Source organism: Streptosporangium sp. NPDC000563 (genome assembly GCF_040299985.1).
In the GTDB taxonomy this organism is placed as follows: domain Bacteria; phylum Actinomycetota; class Actinomycetes; order Streptosporangiales; family Streptosporangiaceae; genus Streptosporangium.
Window position 1 is genome coordinate 1,261,773 of record NZ_JBEPDA010000001.1, and the last position, 24,942, is coordinate 1,286,714.

Below are 24,942 nucleotides of genomic sequence, written 5' to 3' on the forward strand. Positions count from 1 at the left end.
TCACCCGCCTTTCGTCTCTGCCGACCATCGGGCCGGAGATTCCAGGAGATGGGGTTGGGCCGGTTCCTGCGCGGTCGTGTCCCGGATCTCGCCCGTTCCCGCTGGAGCCTCGGCGCGGGCGTGCGGGGTTCCGCGTGCCGGGTGACCCGCGTGGGAGTAGGGGGCCGCATGGGTGTCGCGGGGAGAACGATCCGGGTACGAGGAGAGGTCCGCGTGGGTGCCGCCGGGAGAACGACCCGCGTGGGAGTAGGGATCCGTGTGGGTGTCGGTGGAGAGGAACATCCGGTGAAGCCGTCTTACGGCGTTGAGCACCTCGTACTCGGCGCAGGTGATGGAGATCCGCCGGGTACGGACCGTCATGTCCCGCACCGTGACGCCGTGGGTCGCGAGCGCGCCCGGCAGGAGTCGCACCTGGGGGTGGCGGGCACAGAACCCGTGGCCGACCAGCGACACCTTCCCCACCGGCCCTGACCAGTGGCACTCACCGAAGGCGCCCGCCGCGCGCAGGTCGGCGAGCACCCCGTTGACCTGGTCCTGGTCGGTGGCCTTCACGACGAACCGCAGGGAGTGACCGGAGCCGTCGGCGGCCAGGTGGTCGAGCATGTCCACGGACAGCGCGGGGTCGGCCAGCATGGCGGCGACCGTGGTGAGGGCGGTGGGGACGACCCCGTCGAGTCGGCAGCGGAGCTGACCCGTCCGGTGGGCGACGCCGACGGCGGTGAACCGCTCGCCGTCCGGCGGGATGGTCGAGCGGGAGCCGGTCACCCAGGTGCCGGTGGTCTCGGTCGTGCTGGACCGGACGTGGAGGGGAACACGGTGGGTACCTGCGTACTGGACGCTGGAGTGGGCGAGCACCGTGGCGCCGCCCGCGGCCAGCTCGGCCATGTCCTCGTAGGAGAGGTGGCTCAGTTTGCGGGCTTCGGCGACGTATCGCGGATCGGCGGTGAACACGCCCTCGACGTCGGTGAATATCTCGCACACCTCGGCCCGTAGCGCGGCGGCGAGGGCGACGGCGGTGGTGTCGGAGCCGCCTCGGCTCAGGGTGGTCAGCTCGCCGCTTTCCGCGGCGATGCCCTGGAAGCCGGTCACCACGGGGACATAGCCGGCCTGGATGCATTCGCGGATCTGTTCGGGGTGAACGTTGACGATGCGCGCGCAGCCGTGCACTCCGTCGGTGATGATGCCGCCGTCGCGGGCGTTGAACGAACGGGCGGGTACGCCCAGCTCGTGCAGCGCCATGGCGAGTGCGGCGGCGGAGGCCTGTTCACCGGTGCTGAGCAGTATGTCCAGTTCCCGGGCGTGTGGATTGTCGGTGAGGTCGCGTGCGAGTTCAAGCATGGCGTCGGTGGTGCCGCCCATCGCGGACACCACGACGGCCACGGATCCATCGGCGGCGGCTATGCGCTGCGCTGCGTGACTGATCTTGCTCACGTCACCCAGTGATGTTCCGCCGTACTTCTGTATCACCAGGCCCATCGTTCACTCCTGCGTCACGTGCTTCCTTGAGAACCATCCGGGCATGCTCGGCCGGGTTTCCGGCTCGACGGCCGGCGCGGCCGGTGCGGTCGAAGTGACCGGCCCGACCGGCCCTGTCGGCGTGGCCGACACGGTCGGCCGGTCGACGCGCGAGGTGTCGTCGCGGCCGGGAGGCCGTTCCGCGGGTGCGGAACGGCCTCCCGGCCGCCGCGGCCTCCGTCATCGTGTGTCCCGGCTTTCGCGCCGCAGCCGGGACGGTGTGCCGAACCGTACCGATTCGGCCGCCGCCCACCTGTAGTACAGCTGCGCGTCGTTGTCGGACCGCATGCCCGCGGCACCGTGGATCTGCATGGTCCGCGTCGTGACCGTACGGGCCAGGTCCGAGGCCGCCGCGAGGTTGGCCGCCGCGTGCGAGGCCGCGTCGCGGTCGTGCACCAGCAGGCGCGTCGCGTCGATGTGCATCGACAGCTCGCTGAGCCGGAAGGACAGGGCCTGGAACCTGCCGATCGGCCGGCCGAACTGGCGGCGTGTCCTGGCGTGGTCGACGGCGTGGTCGAGCGCCGCCTGGGCGAGGCCCACCAGATACGCCGCCTGGCGCACCCGCGCGTTGGCGAGCGCCGCCTCCCACGCGGCGGAGGAGTCGGCCCGGGCCACCGCGGGCGTGCCCTCGAACTCGACCCGGTACGTCTCGCCCCGGCTCGTCTCCTCGTGGCGCCGCATCGTGATGGACGGATGGCCGGCACGCACGAGCGCGAGGCGCGGCCCGGTGGTGTCGGCGCCGCCCGCGTCGGCTCCGTTCGTGTCGGCTCGGCCCGCGTCGGTTCCATCCGCGTCGGCTTGGCCGACGCCGGCTCCGTTCACGTCGGCTCCACCCACGCCGACCTCGCCCACGACGAAGTGGTCGACCTCCGCCGCGAACCCGACGAAGGCCCGCCGCGCGGAGATCGCACCGTCCTGGTCGGACCATGGCTCGGCCGCGACCGCGAGCGCCACCGGTTCTTCGCCGATGTCGTCGGGGAACAGCTCCCGCGCGGTGAGCGTGTCGAGCAGCGGCCCCTGGTACAGCACCGACCCGAGCAGTTCGGCGAGCCGTACGGTGTCCGAGGTGTGCAGCGCGCCGAGCCCGACCAGCCCCTCCCACACCATCGCGCGGGTTTCGCGGTTGTCGTCGTCGGTCTCCCCACCCGCCGGGCGAGGCCGATCGGTCATCCGCCGCACCAGCGGCGCCAGATCTCCGTCGAAGAAGTCGGCGAACGCCGTGCTCTCCGCTCTGGTCTCCACTGTGGTCATGACGGCAACCCCAATTTCGATGTGGCGACGAAGAAGAGCATGATCTCCGAGGAGCCCTGGGCGAGCGTGAGTCCCGGAGCCTCGCGGAACGCGGCGTCGAAGACACCCTCGGCGATGGCCTCGGGGTCGCGTGCGTCCAGCAGCGCCCGTGGTCCGAGCAGTTCGACCGCCGCCAGCGACACCTCCTTGGCCGTCTCCGACGTGTACCACTTGGCGGTCGCCGAGTGGACCTCGTCGGGCCGTCCCTCGTGCAGGTTGGTTATGCACCGCCAGGCCAGCAGGCGGGCCGCGCGCACCCGGGTTTCGAGCTGGACCAGCCGCTCCTCGCAGCCGGGCGGCGCGTGCTCGCGCAGCGCGGACAGGGTGCGCTCGGCCTTGGCCGAGTGGTCCAGCCCGGTGCGCTCCAGGGGGAGCACCTTGCCCAGCACCTGCCACCCGTCGTCGACGTCGCCGAGCACGTCCTCGGGCCCGAGCCGGATCCCGTCGAGCGTCACCAGGTCGAACCGCTCCTCGGACAGGTTCCACACCGGCTCGATGACCGTGCCCACGCTCTGCAGCGGTACCAGGAAGAGCGTGATCCCCGAGAAGTTCACCGGGCCGGTCGACGTACGGGCCGCGCACAGCGCGAACTCGCTGTGCTGCGCCTTCATGTTGTAGATCTTCCGCCCGTACAGGCGCCAGCCGTCGCCGTCCGGCTCGGCGCGCGTGGTCAGCGACGCGAGGTCGGAGCCGACGTCGGGCTCGCTGAACAGCACGTTGGCCGTGATCTCGCCGCGCGCCAGGCCAGGCAGGAACCGGTCCTTCTGCTCCGGCGTGCCGAACAGGTGGATGGCGTTCCCGACGATGTCGACGCCGAGCGAGTGCACGTTCTCGGGGACGCCGTGGCGGATCATCTCCTCGGTGAGGATCGCCTTCTCCACGATCGTGGCGCCCGATCCGCCGTACCGTTCCGGCCAGTTGATCGCGAGCCGGCCGAGCTTGCCCAGCCGCCGATGCACGTCGAGCAGGCCGCTCTCCTGCCCGTACGGCATCCGCCGGGACTGTGCGATCTCCGCGCTCACCGCGTCCTCGCACAACAGCCCGCAGACCTCTTGCCGGAAGCCGTCCTGCTCTGGCGTGAAGGCCGGCATCATCGGACACTCACCTCGCTTAATCTGTCGCGCATCACGTCCGCCAGGGCTTCGACGTGTGCTGGTTGGAGCATGGTGTAGTGGTCGCCGCGCACCACCTGGATCTCGTCGGCGTAGGCACGCCAGCCGTCGAGCTTGTCCGGGTCGGCGTCCTCGGCGCACAGCAGCACCACCCGGCCGCCCACCCGGGTGGGACGGAACGTCAGGAGTCCGCGTACGTTCGCGGCGAACACCGGGAATCGTTCGGCCATCTCGGTGGTGTCCGGTTCCGCGCCCATCTCCGCGACGTCGGCGGCGAACCACGCCCGCAGTTCGTCGTCGCAGGGATGGGACGGTTCCTCGGGGAGGGCGGTGTCGAGCGCGAACGTCACCGCGACGTCGCCGTCCTGGCGCGCCATGTCGAGCGCCACCGCTCCGCCGACCGACCAGCCGCCCAGGTGCAGCGGCCCGTCGGGCCGGACCTCGCGGACCGCGGCGAGGTAGGTGGCCGCGAGGTCGGACAGCCGCCGCCCCTCGGTCACGCCGCCGTGCAGGCCCGGGTCCTCCAGCGCGTAGACGGGCCGGTCGTCGCCGAGCAGCGCGGCGAGGGTGACGTAGGGCGCCACCGATCCGCCCGCCGCGTGTACGAGGAACAGCGGTGGTTTCGTGCCCCCGCGACTGAGCGGCACCAGCGGAGACGCGGGCGGCCGCCCCTCCGCCGGGGCGGAGGGGGCCCTCCGCAGGGAGAGGGCCTCCTCCCGTTTGCGCCGGAGCCGGAGCCTCAGCAGCGCGTCTCGTTTCTCCTCCAGGGTGGAGGGACGCGAACCGCCCATCAGCTCGACTCTTTCAGCAGCCGGTCGAGTTCCTCCTCGGACAGATCGGCGACCTGAGCCTCCAGCTGTGCCACCTCGTCGTCGCCGAGCAGCGCGCGCTGCGCGTCGTCGACCTGGGCGGCGAACTGGCTGAGCAGCGGGTAGCTGAACAGCCGTCGCGGGTCGAGCGTCACCTGGAAGGCGTCGCGTACCCGCGAGATCATCTGGGTGACCTGCAGCGAGTTGCCGCCGAGGACGAAGAAGTTGTCCTGCGCGCCGACGCTCCCGGGGTCGAGGCTCAGCAGGCTCTGCCAGATCTCGGCGAGCCGGCGCTGGGTCTCGGTGGTCAGCTCGACCTGTCCCGCGTCGCCCTCGGGGCGAGGGTCGGGCAGCTTCGTCTGGTCCACCTTCCCCGTGGAGGTGAGCGGGAGCTGCTCCAGCCGCACGTAGTCGGTGGGCACCATGTGCAGGGGGAGGCGCCCGGCGAGGTGTTCGCGCAGCGCGTCCGGCTCGAACTCGCCGACCACGTAGGCGGCGAGCCACGCCGACGTCGTGCCCGCGTCGCGCACGGTCACGACGCACTGCCGTACGCCCTCGAAGCTCTCGACGGCGTGCTCGATCTCGCCGAGCTCCACGCGCAGCCCGCGCAGTTTCACCTGACGGTCGACCCGGCCCAGGAACTCCAGGTTGCCTTCGCCGTTCCAGCGCGCCAGGTCACCGGTGGCGTACATGCGCTCGCCCGGTGTGGGGGCGAAGGGGTCGGGCAGGAACTTCTCGGCGGTCTGGTCCGGCCGGCCGAGGTAGCCGACGGCGAGACCGGCGCCCGCCATGTAGAGCTCCCCGGGGACGCCGACCGGCACGGGCCGCAACCTCTTGTCCAGGACGTAGGCGCGTTGGTTGTCCATCGCCCGGCCGATCGGCGGCGGTCCGTCCAGCGGCTCCGGCGGGCACAGGTAGTCCACGCACGTCACGGTGACCTCCGTCGGGCCGTATCCGTTGTGGAACTCGCGTCCCGGCTTGCGCCACCTGTTGACCAGGTCGGGGCCGAACGGCTCCATGCCGATGAAGCACACCCGCAGGTCGTCCAGGGCGGACGGATCGAGCAGCCCGAGCACGGCCGGGGGGATGTCGACCATCGTCACCCGCTCGCGGGCGAGCAGCGCCTGCAGCGTCTCGGGGTCGAGCAGCTCCGAGCGCGGTGCGCCCACGATGGTCGCGCCGGCGGTGAGCGTCGAGAAGACGTCCGAGACGCTCACGTCGAAGGCGGGGTTGGAGAACTGCAGGATCCGGTCGTCCGGCGTCACCGAGAACATCCGCCGGAAGGTGGTGCAGAAGTTCGCGACCGCCCGGTGGGGGACCATCACTCCCTTGGGGGTGCCGGTCGAGCCCGAGGTGTAGATGACGTAGGCGGTGTCCTCCTGCGCCACGTGCACCGAGGGCGGCGAGACCTCCCGGCCGTCGAGCGCGTCGGTGTCCAGCGGGATCCGCCCCACGTTCGGGGGCAGCAGGTCCACGAGGTCCGAGGTCGTGACGACCGCGGCCACGTCGGCGTCTTCGAGCTGGTAGGCGAGCCGCTCCGGCGGATACTGCGGGTCGAGCGGCAGCCACGCCCCGCCCGCCTTGAGCACGCCGAGTTCGGCGGCCGGCAGGTCGAAGCCGCGGTCGAGCAGCACCCCGACCACGCTCCCCGGCGCCACCTTGAACTCCTCGACGAGCGCGTGCGCCAGCCGGTTGGCGCGCTCGTCCAGCTGCGCGTAGGTGAGGTCCTCTCCGGCGAAACGCATCGCGACCGCGTCGGGCGCCTCGGCCACGCGCGCCGCGACCAGCTCGTGCAGCAGGCGTTCGTCGCGCTCGCCTGGCTCGGGGTTCCATTCGGTGAGCACGCGCAGGTACTCGCTGTTGGGCATGATGTCCAGCGAGTCGATCCGGGCGTCCGGCCTGGACAGCGCGTCGGTCATCACCGTCGTGAAGTGTTCCACCAGGCGCTCGACCCGCTCGTGGTCGAACAGCTCGGAGGAGTACTCGATCCACACGCCCAGTCCGCCGTCCGGCAGGTCGTTGATCTGGAACGTGAGGTCGAACCTGGTCGTCTCCGGCTGCGGGGTCAGCATCTCGACGTCCACGCCGGGCAGGCTCCAGCGCGCGATCATCGACTCGGGCAGCAGCGTGAACAGGTGCGCGACCAGCGGATTCCGTCCCGGGATCCGCTCCGGGCCGAGCTCCTCGATCATCCGGCCGAACGGCATGTCCTGGCGGGCCATCGCGTCCAGGACGGTGTCGTTGGTGGTGTGCACCAGATCGCGGAACACCGGATCGCCCCCGAGGTTCCCGCGGACCGCCACCGTGTTGGCGAAGAACCCCATCATGGGTTCGGTCTCCGAGCGGGTCCGTCCGGAGAAGACCGATCCGAGCGCGATGTCCTCCTGGCCGGTGTAGCGGTTGATCACGACCTGGTATCCGGCCATCGTGAGGGCGAGCAGGGAGACGTTCTCCGCCTGGGCCAGGTCGCGGATCCCTCGGGCGAGCTCGTCGGGCAGGCGGCCCTCGTAGATGCGGCCGGCCCCGGTGGGCGCCGACGGACGCTCCCGGTCGCCGCGCCACTCCAGCGGCTCCATCCCGTCCAGGGCGGAACGCCAGGAGTCGATCTGCTTGGCCGGCTCCTCGCTGAGCAGCCAGAGCCGCTGCCAGGCCGCGAAGTCGGCGGGCTGGAGGCTCAGCTCGGGGAACTGCGAGCCGCTCGGATCGGTGTAGCGGGCGGTCAGTTCCTCGGCGAACTGGCGCGAGGACCATCCGTCGATGACGATGTGATGCCACACGATGGACAGCACGTGGTCCTCGGGACCCAGACGCAGTACGGCGAACCGGTACGGCGGCCTGTTGCGCAGGTCGAACTCCTCGCGCACCTGGGCGTCGATCCATTCCTGGACGGACTCCTCGGTCCCGTCGACGACCGGCAGCTCCCACGTCTCCGGCGGCGGGTCGACCACCTGGAACGGCACGCCGTGCTCGTCGCCGAACCGGGTGCGCAGGCTCTCGTGCCGCGCGACGATCCCGCGCAGCGCCTCGGACAGGGCGTTCACGTCGAGCGGCCCGCGCAGGCGCATCGCGAACGGCACGTTGTAGACCGGTGCGCCCGCGACCATCTGGTGCAGGAACCACAGGAATCGCTGCTGCTCGGCGATCGCCATCTTGCCGGTGCGCGGGACGGCGACGATCCGTTCCCGTTCGGCCTTCTCCGCCACACGCTGGCGGACCTTCCTCTCCAGCAGGGCGCGTCTGATGTCGGCGACGTCACGCTCTTCGGGGTTTGCCATGATCTCCTTCTCCTCCTTCACCGTCGCACGCTCAGCGGTCGCAGATCGGTCCACACCCGCGCGATGTGTTCCAGGCACTCGCCCTTGTCGCCCTCGACCCCGGCCTCGCGCCAGCCGGGCGGGATCTCCCGGCCGGCGGGCCAGATCGAGTACTGCTCCTCGTGGTTGATCACCACGGCGAACTTCTCTTCCACAACGCCTACCTTTCTTGAGGTACGAAGGCGGAAATATCGGTTAGTTGACTGAGGTAGCGGTCGAGCGTCCCGAGCCCGTCCACCGTCGGCCGCGCGAGCGAGGCCGCGTGCCGGTCGAACCGCCGGGTGTCGAAGTGCCGGGAGCAGTCGGTGAACATCCGGTCGAACTCGACCGGCGCCGCGTCACGGCCGGCGGCCGCGGGCGGCAGCAGCAGGTGCAGCCCGGCGAGCCGCTCGTCGGGCTCGGCGATCGCCTCCAGGCGGTCGCGGAACCGCGCGTAGCCGACCCGGTCGAGCCCGCATCGGGCGGTGAGCACGTCGAACGCGTCGGCGAAGCGCAGCCTCGTCGGCCACAGCACGTGCATCGCGCCGTCGGGCACCTCGATGTCGCCGATCGCGGCGCCCGCCACGAACCGGCCGACCACGTCCACCGGCGTCACGTCGGCCTCGGCCTCCGTGGGGAACACGCATCCGGTGCGCGCGCACGCGTACAACAGGTTGTGCGCGAGTGAATCGGGGTTGGCCACGCCTGTCTTCCGGTGCGGCCAGACCTCACCGAGGCGGTACACCACCGAGCTGACGCCCTGGCGGTGCGCGTCGGCGAGGAGGTTCTCCGCGACGTACTTCGATCTGTTGTAGCCGTCCGCGGCGACCTGGTCCAGCACCGGGATCTGGTCCTCGGTGAAGCTGGAGGCGGCCTGCTCGCCGGGGGCGAAGATGCTCAGGGTGGACAGGGTGTGCAGGCGGGCACCACTCGACGCGAGTTTGATGAGCTCCTGCACGCCGAGCACGTTGGCCGGGCGGTGGTCCAGATAGCCGAACAGGAAGTTCACCGCGCCCGCGGCGTTGACGACACCGGAGACGGCCGACGCGATCGCGTCGAAGCGCCACTGCGGCAGGCCGAGCAGCTCGCTGCCCAGGTCGCCGGGAACGACCTCGACCCGTCCTGCCTTGATCGCCGCCGGTAGCTGCTGCCAGGCGGACGTGAGCCCGTACCGGTCGAGGGCCTCGGTCAGCCGCCGGGCGCCCTCCGAGGGGTCGAGGCTCCGCACCAGGCAGATCAGCTCGACGTCGGAGCGGGTCAGCAACTCGGCGAAGATGTGCGCCCCGATGAACCCGGTCGCGCCGGTGAGCAGCAGCGTCCGAGGCGGGCGCCACGTCAGGTCGTGCTTGATGTAGGCGAGTTCGGCGCTGTCGTCGTCGACGCCCTCGGCCAGCCGCGCGGCCTGTGCGCGTACGGTCGACTCGACGAGCAGGTCCCTGGGCCGCACCGGCCTGCCCAGCCGCTCGCTGACGGCGGTGGTGAGCCGGTAGGCGCTCAACGAGGTGCCCCCGTAGTCGGAGAAGGGGACGACCACCGAGACCTGTTCCCGCTCAAGCACCTCGCGCCACGCCGAACAGAGCAGCTCCTCCATCGGGTTGGCCGGCGGCTCGATGTGTTCGGCCGGGCCTTCCTGCCGTGCCGTCTCGGCCACGATGAGCGCGGCCAGCGCCTTGCGGTCCGCCTTGCCGTTGCGGTTGAGCGGGAGCGCGTCGAGCACCACGATCCGGTGCGGGACCTGTTCGGCCGGTAGTTTCTCCGCCGCGTACGCGCGAAGTTCCTCCACGGAGGGTGTCTCGTCCGGTGAGCGGGGCGTGACGCAACCGACCAGGGTGGCCTCGGGCGCCTCGCCGAGCACGACCGCCATCGCGTCGCCGACGAGCGGATGGCCGGCGAGGGCGGAGGTGACGTCGCCGAGTTCCACCCGTACCCCACCGATCTTGACCTGCTCGTCGAGCCGGCCGTTGAAGTGCAGCAGCCCGTCCTCGCCGACCCGCGCCAGGTCGCCCGTCCGGTACAGCCTCTCGCCGGGGATCTCCGGGAACGGGTTGGTCACGAGCACCCGCGCGGTGCGCTCGGGATCGTTGAGGTAGCCCGCTCCGACGCACTCGCCGCCGAGGTACAGCTCGCCGGGGGTGTTCTTCGGGAGGGGCCTGAGATCCTCGTCGAGGACGATCGCGGCGGTGTTGTCGATGGGGCGCCCGAGCGGGATCCGGTCGACGTCGGCGTCCGTGACGTCGTGGAACACCGACCCGATCGAACACTCCGTCGGCCCGAACGTGTTGGTGACCTCGAGGTCGGGCAGCAGCGCGCGCAGCCGGTGCACCACGGCGGGACCGGCCGTCTCCCCGCCGATCAGCATGCGGCGCAGGCTCGACGTCGCGGCGCGCAGATCCTCGCGCGTCTCCAGCAGGGAGACGAACGCCGTGAGCACCGAGGGGACGAAGTCGGTCATCGTGACGCCGTAGCGGCCGATGGTCATCGCGGTCTCCTCAAGGTCGAGGATCCCGTCGCGGTCCGGCAGTACGACCTGCCCACCCGATGTCAGCGGCCACAGCACCTGCCACATCGAGGAGTCGAACGTGGACCGGCTGTTCTGCAGCGTCACGTGGCCGGCCCCGTCGCCGAACCGGCGCGACATCGCGGTCAACCTGTTGACCAGGCCGCGGTGGTGGTTGAGCGCGCACTTGGGCGTGCCCGTCGAACCGGAGGTGTAGAACCCGTAGATCAGGTCTTCCGGCCCGGGTGCACGGTCGGCGGGCGGCGGTTCCAGGTCGGCCGGATCACGCGGAGGTTTCGAGCAGTCGACGATCACCGTCGGAATGGACAATCGCAGTTCGGTGATTGTCTCCACCGTCGCCGGCGACGCCAGGACGGCGGGTGGCGACAGTTCGGCGACGATCGTCCTGAGCCGGTCGATCGGCCAGGAGGGATCCAGTGGAACGAACGCCGAGCCCGTCTTCATCACTCCGAGGAGCGCGGCCGGGAATTCGCGCCCTTCCGCTATCAGCACGGGTATCAAATGTCGTGTCAGTACGCCGTCGCCGATCAGTCGATTGGCCGTTGTATTGGCTGCGGCGTCGAGGGCTGCGTAGCTCATCGTCATGTCCCGATAGCGAATCGCGGGACGGTCCGGTGCGTTCTCCCGCTGTTCGTGGAACAGGTCGAGAACTGTGCTTTGCCGGGGGAACGCATGCTGCGGACCCAGTGATAAGTGAATGGCGGTTCGGGCATCGTCAATCAAGTGCGTCTGCTGATGGCTTGACATCGTGCTTCCATGGTCTCGGCTGGCAACAGGTCCTCTGTCAGGCAGATCGATCACTATTCAGATAGGTGGGCTTCAGATAGCCGTGGCCGATTCTCGGCGAGCGTCACAAGGGTGGCGAAGGGGTGTTCACCGCGTTTTTCCGGCGCGCCTGGCGGCCGCCCGGCTCTCGGTCGAATATGCGAAGCCGATAGGTATTCGTTCCATGACGGCTCGTGCGTGCGGTGACCACGCGTTTCCTCCCAACGCCAGTCGGTTTAGGTGCTGCACAAAATATTAAGTAACCGTCGTTAACTAATTTACGGGTTACTTCCATAGTGGGACACCTGCTCCGGGTTCGCAAGCTCGGGCGTCGCTGCGGTCGGCTGACAGTAGCTGTGAACTGGGGAAATGAGCGCCAGGCTCGCGTGGAGCGGCGACGGGCGTCCGGGTGCTCCTCGTCGTGACGGCTTCGCGCCCCCATCCGAATCGGTGACAACACAAACGCTGATTCCGGATGTGCGGTCCGACCACCCGGAATGCGGAACAAAAGGCTCCGGTGCCGGTGCGACAGGACGTCGTCGCCCAGAGGGGGTGTGAAAGGCATGTCCGTCCGTACCCAACCCGATGCCCGCTAATCCACCGATCGCGTTTTTCTGTCAGATCCGCTCGAAAATGGACGATGACCAGCGGAGGATCAAAGAATGATCAATGCGACATCGTGGCCGATAAATTATCGGTGGGCAATCCGGGGCACCTCCCGGCGCTCTTGATCGACTTAACTGAATGGCCTGTAAGGGCGCCCGTAAAGATCGCTTCCGGTCGCCGGGATTCGATGCGGAGTTCGTCGGCCAGCAAGGAGTGAGGGATTGTCGTGCATGGGTAGTGTGGGTGAGTGTCGGCTTATTGATCATCGCGTCGCATCTCGCCCGGCGGGATATAGGAGGAGACTGTGGAGCAGGTCAACGACAACACGCGGGTCGGATTATTCCAATCGGGAGGGCTCTCCTCCCTCGCCGTCGGAGTCTGGCTTCGCGAGACGTCCACTCCGGCGAGGCACTATCTCGCCGATATCGGTCAATCAGATATCACGAATATGGACGCACTCGTTTCTTCTCTACGAAGTTTCGGAGACGAGGTCGTCGTTATGGATTTACGATCGTCGATGGCCTCCATGGCGTCGGACCTGCTGCGGTACGGCGCCCGTCACGACGGCGGTTACTGGAACACGACCGGCGCGTCCCGCTTCGTGCTCGTCAACGAGATCCTGCCGAGGATGCGGGCGGACGGATGCCGGACGTTCGTCCACGGCTGTGTCGGCGGGGGCAACGACCAGCGCCGGTTCGCGCGCTACGGCACCCAGGTCGCCCCGGAGATGTCCGTCGTCGAGCCGTGGACGAGCCCGCGGGCGCTGGAGAGGTTCCCCGATCGCGACGCGATGCTCGCGGCGGTCACCGAGCACGGGCTGCACCTCGACCACGGCAGCGGCGCCGACCGGTCCACCGACGCCAACCTCGCGGGCATCTCGCACGAGTCGGCCGAGCTGGAAGACCTGGAAACGCCGGTCACCCGCCTTCGGCCGCGGTGGAGCCGATGGCCGGGGGATACCTCCGCCGAGCCCGAGACCGTCACCGTCGTCTTCCACGAAGGACGCGTCGCCGACGTCGACGGCAGCGGGCCTGACCCGGTCGAGTGGATGACGCGGGCCAACGAGATCGGGTCACGGCACGGCGTCTGGCTCCGTGACGTGGTCGAACGGCGCATCATCGGCACGGTCTGCCGGGGCGTCTACGAGGCGCCGGGGCTTGAGCTGCTCGAACGCGCGTGGACCCGCGTCCTGCAGGCCGGCCTCGACGCGGCCGGCCGCGAACTCCACGACCGGCTGGCAGGCGTTCTGGGCGCCGCGCTGTACGAGGCGCGGTGGCTCGATCCCGCCGCGTGCGCGGCGCGGGACGCGATCGACCGGCTCGTCGGCGAGCTCGGCGGCAGCGTGACCCTCTCCGTCCACCGCGGCGTCGTCAGGGTCGAGCGGATGAAGGTGGCCGGTCACGTGGTGCAGCAGACACGGTTCGGCTCGGGCGGCAACCGCTGGAGCGAGGTGGTCGCCGTCTGAAAGGACCGTCCGAAAGAACCGTATGAACGAGCCGTCTGGATGAAAGGAGGAGGCGATGCGTGAGCGTCGATTCGGCCGGCTGGGCTGGATGGTCGGCGACGTCGGCTACGGAATGTGGGGCATAGCCGGAGGCGAGGGCGGATGGACCGGCGCCGACGGCGAGACGGGCGACACCGCGTTGGACGAGGCCGTCCGGCTCGGGTGCGACTTCTTCGACACCGCCTGGATCTACGGCCGCGGGGAAAGCGAGAGGATGCTCGGCGAGTTGGTGCGGAGGCACCCGGAGCGTCGCCTGCGCATCGCGACCAAACCCCCGCCGAAGGATCGCGAGTGGCCGTCCACCCGAGACTCCAAGCTGTCCGACGTGTACCCGCCGGACTATCTCTGGGAGTGTCTGCACCGCAGCCTCGAAGGGCTGGGCACCCCGTCCGTCGACCTGTTCCAGTTTCACGTCTGGGAGGACGCCTGGGCACACGACGCGGCGTGGCAGGACGCCGTCATCGAGATGAAGGAACGCGGGCTGATCAAAGGCGTCGGCATCAGCGTCAACCGCTGGGAACCCTGGAACGTACTGGAGACCCTGAAGACCGGACTGATCGACGCGGTACAGGTCATCTACAACATCTTCGACCAGGCCCCGGAGGACGAGCTCTTCCCGGCATGCCGTGAGCTGGACGTGGCGGTGATCGCACGGGTGCCCTTCGACGAGGGAACGCTCACCGGCACCCTCACCCGCGACACCCGCTGGCCGGAAGGCGACTGGCGCAACACCTACTTCGTACCGGAGAACCTCGTCGCGAGCGTGGAGCGCGCCGAACGGCTGGCGCGGATCGTGCCCGAGGGCATGACCATGCCCGAGCTCGCCCTGCGCTTCATCCTGCGGAACCCCGACGTCACCACCGTCATCCCGGGTATGCGCAAGCCCGCCCACGTACGCGCCAACATCGCCGCCAGTGACGCCGAACCCCTGGGTGAGGAGCTGATGGCGCGGTTGCGCGAACACCGCTGGGACCGCCGGCCGACGGCGTGGTCGCAATGAGCGCCGCGTCGAAGCCCATCGTGCTGTGGGCCGTGCCCCGATCCCGGTCCACGGCGTTCCTGCGCATCATGCTCGAACGCGGCGACCTGGAGGTGGCCCACGAGCCGTTCTCGTACCTCCAGACGGACGGCCACTTCGAGTTCGCGGGCAGGCGCGCCACGTCGGCGATCGAGTTGCTCGACGCGATGCTCGAGGTGAACGCCGAAGGGCGGCGGGTGTTCGCCAAGGACACCTCCGACTACACCTACACCCCGCTGTTCGAGGACGAGCGCCTGTTCGGCGACGTGATCAACACCTTCATGATCCGGGAACCGCGTAGCGCGATCTCCTCGCACTACGCCGTCAACCCCGAGGCCACCCTGGAGGAGTACGGATTCGAATACCTGCACGCCATCTTCGACGCCGTGCGGTCGGCGACCGGCGAGATCCCCCTGGTGATCGACGGCGACGACCTGGTGGCCAGTCCGGAGGCGACGGTCCGGGCGTACTGCGAGCGGGTCGGGCTGGAGTTCATGCCCGAGGCGATGCGCTGGGACCCCGGCCAGCAGGCGAACTGGCAGCGTACGAACCGGTGGCACGCGGAGGTGGCCGAGAGCAGCGGGCTCGTCGCCAAGGCGCCCGAGCGGCGTGAGACGCCCGACACCAACGAACACCTGCGCCGCGTCGCCGAGCATCACCAACCGTTCTACGACGAACTCGCGCGCCACCGCCTCACCTGCGGGTAAGGCCGGGGGGCGGTGACGTGACCGGGTAGGGCCGGGGGCGGTGACGCGACGCGAGCGCGTGCCACCGTCCTACCGGCCGGCGGCAGAGGGCGGTGACGTGCTTACCGGCCGGTGGCAGGGGGCGGTGACGTGCCGGTACGTCGCGACGCGGGCGTGCGTCCCGCTCCGCCGGACGCACGAGAGGGATTCACCGGTCGACCGATCATGCGGGGCGTCACCCCAGCTTCCGTCGCATGATCGGCCGATCGTCGCGGGGGCGGGCCACCTCGGAGAATCCGGCGTCGAGGAAGGCGCTCGCCATTCCCGTCATCGCCGTGTCCGCACCCGCGCGTTTCCCTTCGCGAGGCTCGACCGGATAGCCCTCGGCGACCTCGTAGCCCGCGGAGGCCGCGTAGTCGCAGACGGCCTCCAGAACGGCCGGCAGCAGCCCGGAGCCGCGATGCTTCTTCTGGACGTAGACGCACGCGATCGCGCAGACCGGCTCGTCGTCGACGCTCGCGAGGAGCGGCGAGCGCTCCAGCCGAGGGAACGACGAACGCGGCCCGAGCGAGCACCATGCCACCGGCGTGTCGTTTTCGTAGACGACCACGCCGGGGGCCGGGTCACGCTGGGCGAGACGACTCATCGCCTGCTTGTTCCCCTCGCCCTTTCCTTCCGTCCACTCCGCGATGGACAGCCGCCAGTGCATGCACCAGCACCCGCGGGCACCTCCGTTGCTCCCGAGAACCGTCTCGAAATCGCTCCAGGTCTTCTTGGACAGCTCTTTGGCGGTGAGGGGGCCGGACGCTTTCCGATCGCTACGGGTGGTCATCTCGAATCCTCCGACTGGGGTTGAAGGCTTGACGTACGTGAGCGTTTCCTGGCGCGCGCCTCCGAATGCGAATAACTGTTATAGCGTTTTTACAGGTTACTATAGGTGGGGTGTGGGCGCAGGGAGGAGGGCCGTCGGCGCCGACCTCGTGTCGTCCCGGAAATTCGTTCGCGGACGAACGGCCGTCGTCGTCATGATGTGTCGATGCCTCAGCAGACCGCGTACCACGACGCCCTCGGTGACTACTTCGCCGGCCACGCCGACATCAGCCCCTACAACGCCTACACCGATCGGCCCGCGATGCTGGAACTCGCGGGTGACGTCGCCGGTGCGAGGGTCCTCGACGTCGGCTGCGGAGGCGGGCACTACACCGCCGACCTGCTGGCGCGGGGCGCCGAGGTGGTCGGTGTCGACGGTAGCGCCACGCTGCTGGATCACGCGCGGGCACGGGTGGGCGAACGGGCCGAGTTGCGGCTGCACGACCTGGAGGAGCCGCTGGACTTCGCCGGCGACGCGTCGTTCGACGGCGCCGTGTGCGCGCTGGTGTTCCACCACCTCACTCGTCGCGCGCAACTGCTGGGCGAGTTGCGGCGCGTGCTGCGGCCCGGCGGGTGGCTGCTGGTCTCGACGACCCATCCGACGGCCGACTGGCGCCACTTCGGCGGCTCGTACTACGCCGACGACTGGGTCGATCTTCCCCTCAAGAGCGGCTCGTTCTCCATCCGCTACCAGCGCATGCCGCTGGAGACGTTCCTCGGTGAGCTGCTCACCGCCGGATTCGTCCTGGAACGGCTCGTCGAGCCGCGCCCGGTACCCGGCCTGCGAGAGATCGACGAGGCCAGATACGACAAACTGCACCGGACGCCGTCCTTTCTCTCCGTCAGGCTGACTCGTCCCTGACGTGTGGATGACGGAGCCCCTGTCGAGAGCGCACAGGCGCGGTTTTTTCGGCATGGGGCGGTAAGGCGACGAGCGCCTGTCCGGAAGGTTCAGGGCCCACAGACTGCCGCCGGCGCCGGAGTGGAAGGATGTCCGCCATGGCTGAATCGGACATGAAGTCGGACCTCCACCACTACCTGCGGATCGCCCGCGAAGCCCTGCTGTGGAAGCTGGACGGGCTCTCGGAGTACGACATCCGCCGCCCGCTGACGCCGACCGGTACGAACCTGCTGGGACTGGTCAAACATGTGGCCAGTGTCGAGCTGGGATACTTCGGCGAGACTTTCGGGCGGCCGTCCGCGGAGCCGCTTCCCTGGTTCGAGGACGGAGCCGAACCCAACGCGGACATGTGGGCGACCGCCGATGAATCGCGCGAAGAGATCGTCGGGCTGTATCACCGCGCGTGGACGCACTCGGACGCGACGATCGAGGCACTGGCGCTGGACGCGATCGGCCGGGTGCCGTGGTGGCCGGATGACCGGAGTCAGGTGACACTGCACCGGATCCTGATACACATGATCGCCGAGACGGACCGCCACGCCGGGCACGCCGACATCGTCAGGGAGATCATCGACGGAGCCGTCGGACTGAGTAAGAACAGAGATGCCATGGCACTGGGTGACCAGGGATGGTGGGAGGGCTACCGAGACCGGTTGGAGCATGTCGCGCGAGAGGTCGGCGGGGAAGCCGAGCCTTCGGTGCGGCCCTAGAGACCCGGGCACCCGGCCACGTCAACCGTTCACAGCGTTCGTGGTTCTTGTGGTCCCGGAAGGTCACGGCCATGATCGGGGCCGTGTCGATCACGCTTCGTGACCGTGGCCTTCGGTCAGGATCTCTTCCACTCGTTCCGAGGTGTCGCCCCGACCTGTTTGACAGGTGCCGAAGAGAGTCGGCAGGCCATTGGGGCTGAGTTCCGGCTGGTTCGGGGTGGTGAGTCTGGCGGCGCGGGTGGTGAGGTAGTCGCGTTCCGGGGCGCTCGTGGTGCGGCTCGCCGCCGCGCGGTAGTCGGCGAGGGCCGCCCGCCGGTCACCGGCCATCTCCAGCAGGTGGGCACGTGCCGTGTAGAAGCGGTGGTGGTCGGCGAGGCGGTCGTCGGCGCCGAGTGTTCTGAGCATGTCGAGGCCGATTTCCGGACCGTGCGCCATGGCGGCGGCGACCGCGCGGTTGAGGGAGACCATGGGGTTGTCGGACATGCGTTCCAGCAGGCCGTACAGCGCGAGGATCTGCGGCCAGTCGGTCTCCTCGGCCGTCGCCGCCTCGTCGTGGACCGCGGCGATCGCCGCCTGGAGCTGGTAGGGGCCGACCGCGCCCCTGGACAGGGTGGCGGTGACGAGCGCGACGCCCTCGGCGACGGCGGCGCCGTTCCACAGGCTCCTGTCCTGCTCCGCGAGGGGGATCGGGGTGCCGCCGGGGTCGGTACGGGCGGGACGCCGGGCGTCGGTGAGCAGCATCAGCGCGAGGAGCCCGGCCACCTCGCAGTCGTCGGGGAGCAGGTCGTGGGCCATCCTGGTCAGCCGGATCGCCTCGCGGGACAGCTCCACCCGCTGCAGGTCGGGTCCGGCGCTGCTGGCGTAGCCCTCGTTGAAGACGAGGTAGAGCACGTGCAGCACCGAGCCGAGCCGTCGCGCCCTTTCCCGGGGAGCCGGCATGCGGAACGGGATCCCCGAGGCCTTGATGCGCTGCTTGGCCCGGCTGATCCGCTGCGCCATGGTCGGCTCGGGCACCATGAACGCCCTGGCGATCTCGGCCGTGGTCAGGCCGCCCACGGACCGCAGGGTGAGGGCGATCGCCGACGCCGGGGTGAGCGCCGGGTGGCAGCACAGGAACAGGGTGGTGAGCGTGTCGTCCCGGTCCGTCTCGTACGCGTCGTCCGCCGGTGGGGCGGTCCGCCGGTCGGAGGGCTCCCGGGTGGCGGCCAACTCCTCCCGGCGGCGCCGCGCCTGCTCGTTGCGTACCTGCTCGGTCATCCGGCGGTACGCGACCTGGATGAGCCATCCGCGCGGGTTGGCCGGGACGCCCTCGTCCGGCCACTGGGCCGTGGCGTCGATCAGTGCCTCCTGGACCGCGTCCTCGGCGGCGGCGAAGTCCCCGAACCGCCGGGTGAGCACGCCGACGACCTGCGGCACCAGCGGGCGCAGCAGGTCGTCGACGGCGTCGGCGGCAGGGCTATCCAACGGCCACGGCCCTTTGGGTGCCAGGCATGTCGGTGGTCGCGGTCCTCCGGGGACCGGGCCGTTCAGCGGTCACAGTTCCTCGGAGGGAGCGTCCGACATCACCTGGCGCAGCTCTATCGGCATGTTCAGCGGCCGGCCGCCGGGGCCGGGGGCCGCCGAGATGTGCGCGGCGAGGTCGATCGCCCGCTCGGGGCTCTCGCAGTCGACGATCCAGTAGCCGACCAGGAACTCCTTCGTCTCGGGGAAGGGGCCGTCCGTGACGACGGCCGCGCCGCCCTCCCCGGCCCGTACGATCTTGGCCTGGTCGGGGGCCGCGAGTCCCTGGGCGTCCACGAACTCCCCGGACTCGACGAGCTTGCCGTTCGTGTCGTGCATGAACTGGATGTGGGCCTGGAGATCCCCGACGGGCCAGGTGTCGATCGGCGGCACCGCGTCCTTCATCTGACCGCTGAACTGCATCAAAATCATGTACTTCATGCCATCGCTCCTCACGTTCGAGCGTCCTCCTCGACGCTCTCACCCACAGGTAGAAGCAGGCGACCGTGTTCTCGACATTCTGGCCGACATTCGGCGGAAAAAAGTTCCTGCCGCAGTGCCGGAGCACGAAGTAGCAGGTCAGAGGCGGGGTGGGGATGCCGGAATTCTCGCCCCGGTGCCGTGGTTTCGTCTACTGCCCGTGCCGGTGAGAGCCTTGAGAGGCTGTTGAGAGGCGGTTGGGAAACCGTTGGGAAAGAGGGATCATGGTCGCACCGCTTGAGTTCGCGATCGACACGTTCGGCGACGTCACCGCCGACGCGGACGGAAACCGGCTGCCGTACGCGCAGGTGATCCGCAACGTCGTCGAGGAGGCGGTGCTCGCCGACAGCGTGGGGATCGACGCCATCGGCGTCGGGGAGCACCACCGGGACGACTTCGCGATCTCGGCACCGGAGATCGTGCTGGCGACGATCGCCGGTCGCACCGAACGCATCCGCCTCGGCACCGCGGTGACCGTGCTCAGCTCGGACGACCCGGTACGGGTCTTCGAGAAGTTCGCGACCCTGGACGCGGTCTCCCAGGGCCGCGCGGAGATCATTCTCGGCCGCGGCTCGTTCACGGAGTCGTTTCCGCTGTTCGGTTTCGACCTGGCCCAGTACGAGGAGTTGTTCGAGGAGAAGCTCGACCTGCTCTCCCATCTCCTGGAGGAGGGCCCCGTCACGTGGCAGGGCCGGCTCCGTGCCGGGCTGAAGGACCAGCACGTGTATCCGAAGACGGAGTCCGGCCGGCTGCGCACCTGGATCGGCGTCGGCGGCAGCCCCCAGTCCGTGGTGCGCGCGGCGAGTTACCGGATGCCGCTCATGCTCGCGATCATCGGCGGTGCGCCGGCGCGTTTCGCGCCGTACGTCGACCTGTACCACCGCGCCCTCGCCCAGTTGGAGGTCGAGCGGTTGCCGGTCGGGGTGCACTCGCCGGGGCACATCGCCGAGACCGACCGGCAGGCCCGCGAAGAACTCTGGCCGCACTATCGGGCGTTGCACGACCGCATCGGCCGTGAGCGCGGCTGGGGTCCCACGTCCCGGGACGGTTTCGAGACGGAGGCCGACGAGGGTTCGCTCTACGTCGGATCACCCGAGACGGTGGCCGCGAAGATCGCGAAGACCGTGAGCACGCTCGGCGTCAACCGTTTCGAGCTCAAGTACAGCTCGGGGACGCTCGGGCACGAGAAGCTGATGAACTCGATCCGCCTCTACGGCGAGGAGGTCGTGCCGCGGGTGAGGGGGCTGCTGGCCAAGACCTCGGCGACGGCCCCGGCCGGGTGAGCCGAGGGGTGTGCGAGGGCTTTCCGGCCGGGATCCTGGTCATGGTTCCGGCCGGGTGAGCCGAGAGGTGTACGAGGGGCTTCCGGCCGGGAACCGGGCGACGGCCCCGGCCGGGTGAGTCGTGCGAGAGGCTTCCCTGCCGAAGACTCGGTCACGCTTCCGGGCGGGTGAGCCGGGTCACCGCCAGGGCACTCATCCGCCGATCGCGGCCCACAGGGTGTCGAACTCCTGCGAGGTCAGGGCGTTCAGGCCGAAGTCGCCGGGATAGATCGGCCCTTCGGCCAGGAAACCGTGCTCGTCCTCGATGTGCCGCCATGAGTACGTGCGGGCGATGCCGTCCGAGCCGAGCTCGGCGTGTCTCACCGGCCAGTACTCCCCGCCGCTGTCGATGACGGTCTCGAACAGCCACACGTGGCCGTCGCCGTCCACCCCGTGCCAGTACAGGTGTGGCCGGTCGCTCTCGTCGAGCGCCCGGATCGTTTCCCTGCGGCGATCCTGCGACATCGTGCTCCCCGGTGTTCGTCAGAGGTTTGGGTGTTCGTCGAAGGCGAGGAAGGGCTCAGGGCTTGCCAGAAGCAGCCGAAGGGCGCATACCCTGCCTTTTGTTATGTTGCGTGTTCTTGGTCCGCTCCAGGCGGAGATCAACGGCCGTACGGTGGACCTCGGCACCTCCCGGCAGCGGGCCGTGGTGGCCAGGCTCGTCGCGGCGGGCGGGCACGTGGTCTCCACCGATCGTTTCATCGATGACCTGTGGCGCGGGCAACCGCCGCCGAAGGCGCTCGCCGCCCTCCAGGTCTACGTGTCCAACCTGCGGCGGGTGCTCGAACCCGGCCGGTTGCCGCGCACGCCCGCCACGGTGCTGGTCAGCGCCGTACCCGGCTACCGTCTGCGGCTGGATCCCGATCAGGTGGACGCCTGGTCCTTCCCCCGGCTGGTCGAGGCCGCCGGGACCGCGCTCGCCGAGAGGGACGGGGCACGGGCACTGGAGACGGTGGACCGGGCTCTCGGGTTGTGGCAGGGACCCGCGTACGGGGAGTTCGCCGACGACGAGTGGGCCGAGCCCGAGGCCGCGCGGCTCGAGGAGCTGCGGCTCGTCGCCGTGGAACACAGGGCGGAGGCACTGCTGGCGCTCGGCCGCAACGCGGAGGTCGAGCTTGAGCGGCACGTCCGCGCCCACCCGTTCAGGGAGAACGCGGTACGGCTGCTCGCCCTCGCCTACTACCGGGCAGGGCGGCAGGCCGACGCCCTGGGCGCGATCAGGACGGCGCGCGAGACCCTCGCCGACGAGCTGGGAATCGAGCCGGGCCCCGCGCTGCGCTCGCTGGAGGCCGACATCCTGGCCCACGCCGACTCCCTGAACCGGGTGGAGGCGCCCGTCCGGGTACGGACGCCGCGCTCGGACGCCGTGGGGAACGGGGGGAGGGCGCCGGATCAGGGAGGTCGGGGACGGCCGGGGCCGGACCGGGCGGGGCGTGACCGCGGCCCGAACCACGACCGGGGTCGGGGGCTCGACCGAGGTCGGGACGGGGACAAGGGCCAGGAGCACGACAGGGACAGGGACACGGGCCGTGACAGGGGAGAAGGTCGTGCTCTCGACGTCCCCGAGGCCCTTGACGACCCCGGTTCCGGTCTTGTGGGCCGTACCGAGGAACTGGCGGCGTTGGAAACGGTCGCGCGCCGGGGCGGTGTGCGCACGGTGTGGCTGGGCGGTGATCCGGGAGCGGGTAAGAGCACCCTGGCCACCGCGTTCGCCCGGCGGCTCGCGGAGCGCGGCTGGCTGACCGCGACCGGGCAGTGCCCGGAGACCGACGGCGGGGCGCCGCCCGCGTGGGCGTGGAGCGAGGTGCTGCGCGCCCTGGCCGTGGAACGGCCGCCGGAGGGTGATCTGGCGGTCCGGCTGGCACCGCTGCTGGACGACGACGCCCCGCCCGCGGGACCGTTCCTGCTGGCCCGCGCGGTGGGCGACTACCTCTCCCGGGTCGTCGGGCGCGGCACCCGGCTGCTGGTGGTCATGGAGGACGTGCACCGGGCCGACAGCGAGACGCTCCAGCTTCTGCGTCACCTCGCCACGGGGGGCGCGGAGGCGGACATCATGATCGTCGCGACCTACCGGCCCACCGAGGCCGTCGAGCACCTGGGGGCGACCTGGGCGGCCCTGGCCGGGCGTGACACCCACCGGATCGACCTGGGCGGGCTCGGCGACGAGGACGTGGCACTGCTGCTGCGTGAGCGCTCGGGGCGGGAGGTGGACGCGGTGACCGCCCGGACCGTGGCCGAGCGGACCGGCGGCAACCCGCTGTTCGTCTGCGAGACCGCGCGGCTGATCACCACGGACGGTACCTCGGCCGCCCGCGCGCTGCCGCCGGGCGTGCGCGACCTGATCCGCCGCAGGATCGCCAGACTGCCCGCGACGGCCCAGCGGATCCTGCGGGACGCGGCCGTCGTCGGAAGGGACGTCGACGTCGACGTGCTGCTCACCCTGGAGGGCGCCGAGGAGGACGCCGCCCTCGAAGCGCTGGAGGCGGGCGTGGTGACCGGGCTGCTCACCGAACCCGCCCCCGGACGGGTGCGCTTCGCCCATGTGCTCGTCAGGGAGACCCTGTACGAGGACACGCCGGTACTGCGCCGTACCCGGCTGCACGGCAGGGTCGTCGGCGCGCTGGAGCGGGTCAGGCCGGGGGAGGTCACCGCGCTGGGCCACCACGCGCTCGCCGCGGCCACCCCGGGCTCGGCGGGGTGGGCGGTGCCCTACGCCAGGGCGGCGGCCGAGCAGGCGAGGGGGATGCACTCCTATCGGGAGGCGGGGGCGTTCTACCGGGGAGCGCTGGAACACGTCGACGACGACGCGCTCCGGCTCGACCTGCTCTGCTCGCTGGTGGCCGTACAGGCGCACGAGGGCGACGTACTGGCCGCCAGGGAGAACCGCGAGCGGGCCGTCGCCCTCGCGCGGCGGCTGGGCAGCGGCCTGAACCGGGCGTTGACCGCGTACGACGCGCCGGTGACCTGGTCGATCCAGCCGGGCCGTCACGTGGACCGGCCGCTCGTCGACGCGCTGGTGGCGGCGCTGGACGGCGCCGACGACGAGACCCGCTGCCGGCTGCTGGCCACGCTCGTCTTCGAGCTGGAGGGGCACGACGACGAGCGCTGCCGGGCCTACAGCGCCGAGGCGGTCGAGATCGCCAGGCGCCTGGGGCGTACGGACCTCGTCTGCCTGGCGCTCAACGCCCGTTACTTCGTGCTGCTGACCCCCGGCCGCCGCGACGAGCTGGAGGTCGTGGCCCGTGAGCTGGTCGAGCTCGGCGACCGCGCGGGGCTGCCCGGGTACGCGATGCAGGGACACCACGCCCTGTTCATGGTCAGCCTGGGCCGCTGCGACCTCGCCGCCGCCAGGCACCACGCGGACCGCGCCCTGGAGCACTCCACCACCGGCCAGCTCGGTCTCGCGCTGGGCGTGCTGTCCATGCTCGACACGCTGATCCTGCTGATCAAGGGTGACTTCGAGGGCGCGGAGCGGTCCTACCTGGCCATCGCCGAACGCATGAGAGCCGCCGGAGGGGCGAACGCCCACGTCATGGGGCCCATCGGCCGGTTCGCGGCGCGGCTGGCGGGCGGCCTGCCGCAGGACATCCCCGAGCTGCTGGCGTTGCACGAGCTCGTCCCGGAAGGGCTCTCGGACATCCTGGTCAGGGCGCTGATCGCCGAGGGGCGCCTGGCCGAGGCGCGGACGTACTGGCAGGCCGATCAGGAGCCCCGCCTGGACTACTACTGGCTCCTCTGGCAGGGCCTGCGCGGGGAGAACGCGATCGCGCTGGGCGACCGGCGGGCGGCCGAGCACTGCTACGAGGTCCTGCTGCCCTGGGACGGCGAGCCGGCCGGGATGCACTCGGGGTCGATCACCCTCGGGCCGGTCGCCCAGATCCTGGGCGACCTGGCCGTCCTCCTCGGCCGGGACGCGACCGCACACTACGAGCGGGCGGTGGCCGTCGCGGAGCGGATCGGATCACCGCACTGGGCGCGCAGGGCCGCCGAGGCGCTTGGGCGGTGAGAACCCGGATCGAGGGGACGCGTTGAAGGGCCGGGAC

General features: G+C 70.3%; 18 protein-coding genes. 7 read left to right on the forward strand and 11 right to left on the reverse strand.

The features are described from left to right. From ABT352_RS06005 to ABT352_RS06035, 7 genes are all read right to left on the reverse strand, one after another. Positions 1-1,476 (reverse strand): aspartate kinase, encoded by a 1,476-nt coding sequence (locus ABT352_RS06005; protein ID WP_350942849.1) that lies wholly within the window; start codon positions 1,474-1,476, stop codon positions 1-3. Positions 1,477-1,695: 219 nt separating this feature from the next. After that, the gene (locus tag ABT352_RS06010; protein ID WP_350942851.1) at positions 1,696-2,766 is read right to left on the reverse strand and encodes an acyl-CoA dehydrogenase family protein; all 1,071 of its coding nucleotides are present in this window, start codon (positions 2,764-2,766) and stop codon (positions 1,696-1,698) included. Continuing rightward, positions 2,763-3,899, reverse strand: coding sequence for an acyl-CoA dehydrogenase family protein (locus ABT352_RS06015; protein ID WP_350942853.1), 1,137 nt, complete (start codon positions 3,897-3,899; stop codon positions 2,763-2,765). The genes ABT352_RS06010 and ABT352_RS06015 overlap by 4 nt, the downstream gene beginning before the upstream one ends. Continuing rightward, positions 3,896-4,708, reverse strand: a complete 813-nt coding sequence (locus tag ABT352_RS06020; protein ID WP_350942855.1) for a thioesterase domain-containing protein — start codon at positions 4,706-4,708, stop codon at positions 3,896-3,898. Before ABT352_RS06020 ends, ABT352_RS06015 begins: the two co-directional genes overlap by 4 nt. After that, complete coding sequence (locus tag ABT352_RS06025; protein WP_350942857.1) at positions 4,708-8,001, reverse strand: non-ribosomal peptide synthetase; 3,294 nt, start codon at positions 7,999-8,001, stop codon at positions 4,708-4,710. The genes ABT352_RS06020 and ABT352_RS06025 overlap by 1 nt, the downstream gene beginning before the upstream one ends. Before the next feature lie 17 nt (positions 8,002-8,018). Continuing rightward, positions 8,019-8,195 (reverse strand): MbtH family protein, encoded by a 177-nt coding sequence (locus ABT352_RS06030; protein WP_350942859.1) that lies wholly within the window; start codon positions 8,193-8,195, stop codon positions 8,019-8,021. A 5-nt stretch (positions 8,196-8,200) separates the two neighbouring features. After that, the gene (locus ABT352_RS06035) at positions 8,201-11,284 is read right to left on the reverse strand and encodes a non-ribosomal peptide synthetase (protein ID WP_350942860.1); all 3,084 of its coding nucleotides are present in this window, start codon (positions 11,282-11,284) and stop codon (positions 8,201-8,203) included. 928 nt (positions 11,285-12,212) lie between these two features. Here ABT352_RS06035 and ABT352_RS06040 point away from each other — a divergent pair. From ABT352_RS06040 to ABT352_RS06050, 3 genes are read left to right on the forward strand one after another with little or no spacing between them, the layout of a single operon-like run. Continuing rightward, complete coding sequence (locus tag ABT352_RS06040) at positions 12,213-13,373, forward strand: argininosuccinate synthase domain-containing protein (protein ID WP_350942862.1); 1,161 nt, start codon at positions 12,213-12,215, stop codon at positions 13,371-13,373. Positions 13,374-13,428: 55 nt separating this feature from the next. After that, a complete protein-coding gene (locus ABT352_RS06045) occupies positions 13,429-14,412 on the forward strand; it encodes an aldo/keto reductase (RefSeq protein ID WP_350942863.1) in 984 nt (327 codons plus the stop codon). After that, complete coding sequence (locus ABT352_RS06050; RefSeq protein WP_350942864.1) at positions 14,409-15,137, forward strand: sulfotransferase-like domain-containing protein; 729 nt, start codon at positions 14,409-14,411, stop codon at positions 15,135-15,137. The genes ABT352_RS06045 and ABT352_RS06050 overlap by 4 nt, the downstream gene beginning before the upstream one ends. A gap of 214 nt (positions 15,138-15,351) precedes the next feature. On the opposite strand, the gene ABT352_RS06055 is transcribed toward ABT352_RS06050, so the two are convergent. After that, a complete protein-coding gene (locus ABT352_RS06055) occupies positions 15,352-15,948 on the reverse strand; it encodes a GNAT family N-acetyltransferase (protein ID WP_350942865.1) in 597 nt (198 codons plus the stop codon). 204 nt (positions 15,949-16,152) lie between these two features. Between ABT352_RS06055 and ABT352_RS06060 the strand changes: the two genes are divergently transcribed. Then, a complete protein-coding gene (locus tag ABT352_RS06060; protein ID WP_350942866.1) occupies positions 16,153-16,848 on the forward strand; it encodes a class I SAM-dependent methyltransferase in 696 nt (231 codons plus the stop codon). 137 nt (positions 16,849-16,985) lie between these two features. Further along, positions 16,986-17,597 (forward strand): DinB family protein, encoded by a 612-nt coding sequence (locus ABT352_RS06065; RefSeq protein ID WP_350942867.1) that lies wholly within the window; start codon positions 16,986-16,988, stop codon positions 17,595-17,597. Positions 17,598-17,687: 90 nt separating this feature from the next. On the opposite strand, the gene ABT352_RS06070 is transcribed toward ABT352_RS06065, so the two are convergent. After that, positions 17,688-19,061, reverse strand: a complete 1,374-nt coding sequence (locus tag ABT352_RS06070; protein ID WP_350942869.1) for an RNA polymerase sigma factor — start codon at positions 19,059-19,061, stop codon at positions 17,688-17,690. A gap of 69 nt (positions 19,062-19,130) precedes the next feature. Beyond that, positions 19,131-19,538: a YciI family protein gene (locus ABT352_RS06075; protein WP_350942871.1), complete on the reverse strand. Its 408-nt coding sequence runs from the start codon at positions 19,536-19,538 to the stop codon at positions 19,131-19,133. 263 nt (positions 19,539-19,801) lie between these two features. Between ABT352_RS06075 and ABT352_RS06080 the strand changes: the two genes are divergently transcribed. After that, the gene (locus ABT352_RS06080; protein WP_350942872.1) at positions 19,802-20,860 is read left to right on the forward strand and encodes an LLM class flavin-dependent oxidoreductase; all 1,059 of its coding nucleotides are present in this window, start codon (positions 19,802-19,804) and stop codon (positions 20,858-20,860) included. 192 nt (positions 20,861-21,052) lie between these two features. Here the strand turns inward: ABT352_RS06080 and ABT352_RS06085 are convergent, their stop codons facing one another. Further along, positions 21,053-21,364: a hypothetical protein gene (locus tag ABT352_RS06085; protein WP_350942873.1), complete on the reverse strand. Its 312-nt coding sequence runs from the start codon at positions 21,362-21,364 to the stop codon at positions 21,053-21,055. A 103-nt stretch (positions 21,365-21,467) separates the two neighbouring features. On the opposite strand from ABT352_RS06085, the gene ABT352_RS06090 reads away from it, so the two are divergent. After that, positions 21,468-24,905, forward strand: a complete 3,438-nt coding sequence (locus tag ABT352_RS06090) for an ATP-binding protein (RefSeq protein WP_350942874.1) — start codon at positions 21,468-21,470, stop codon at positions 24,903-24,905. The last annotated feature ends 37 nt before the right edge of the window (positions 24,906-24,942 follow it).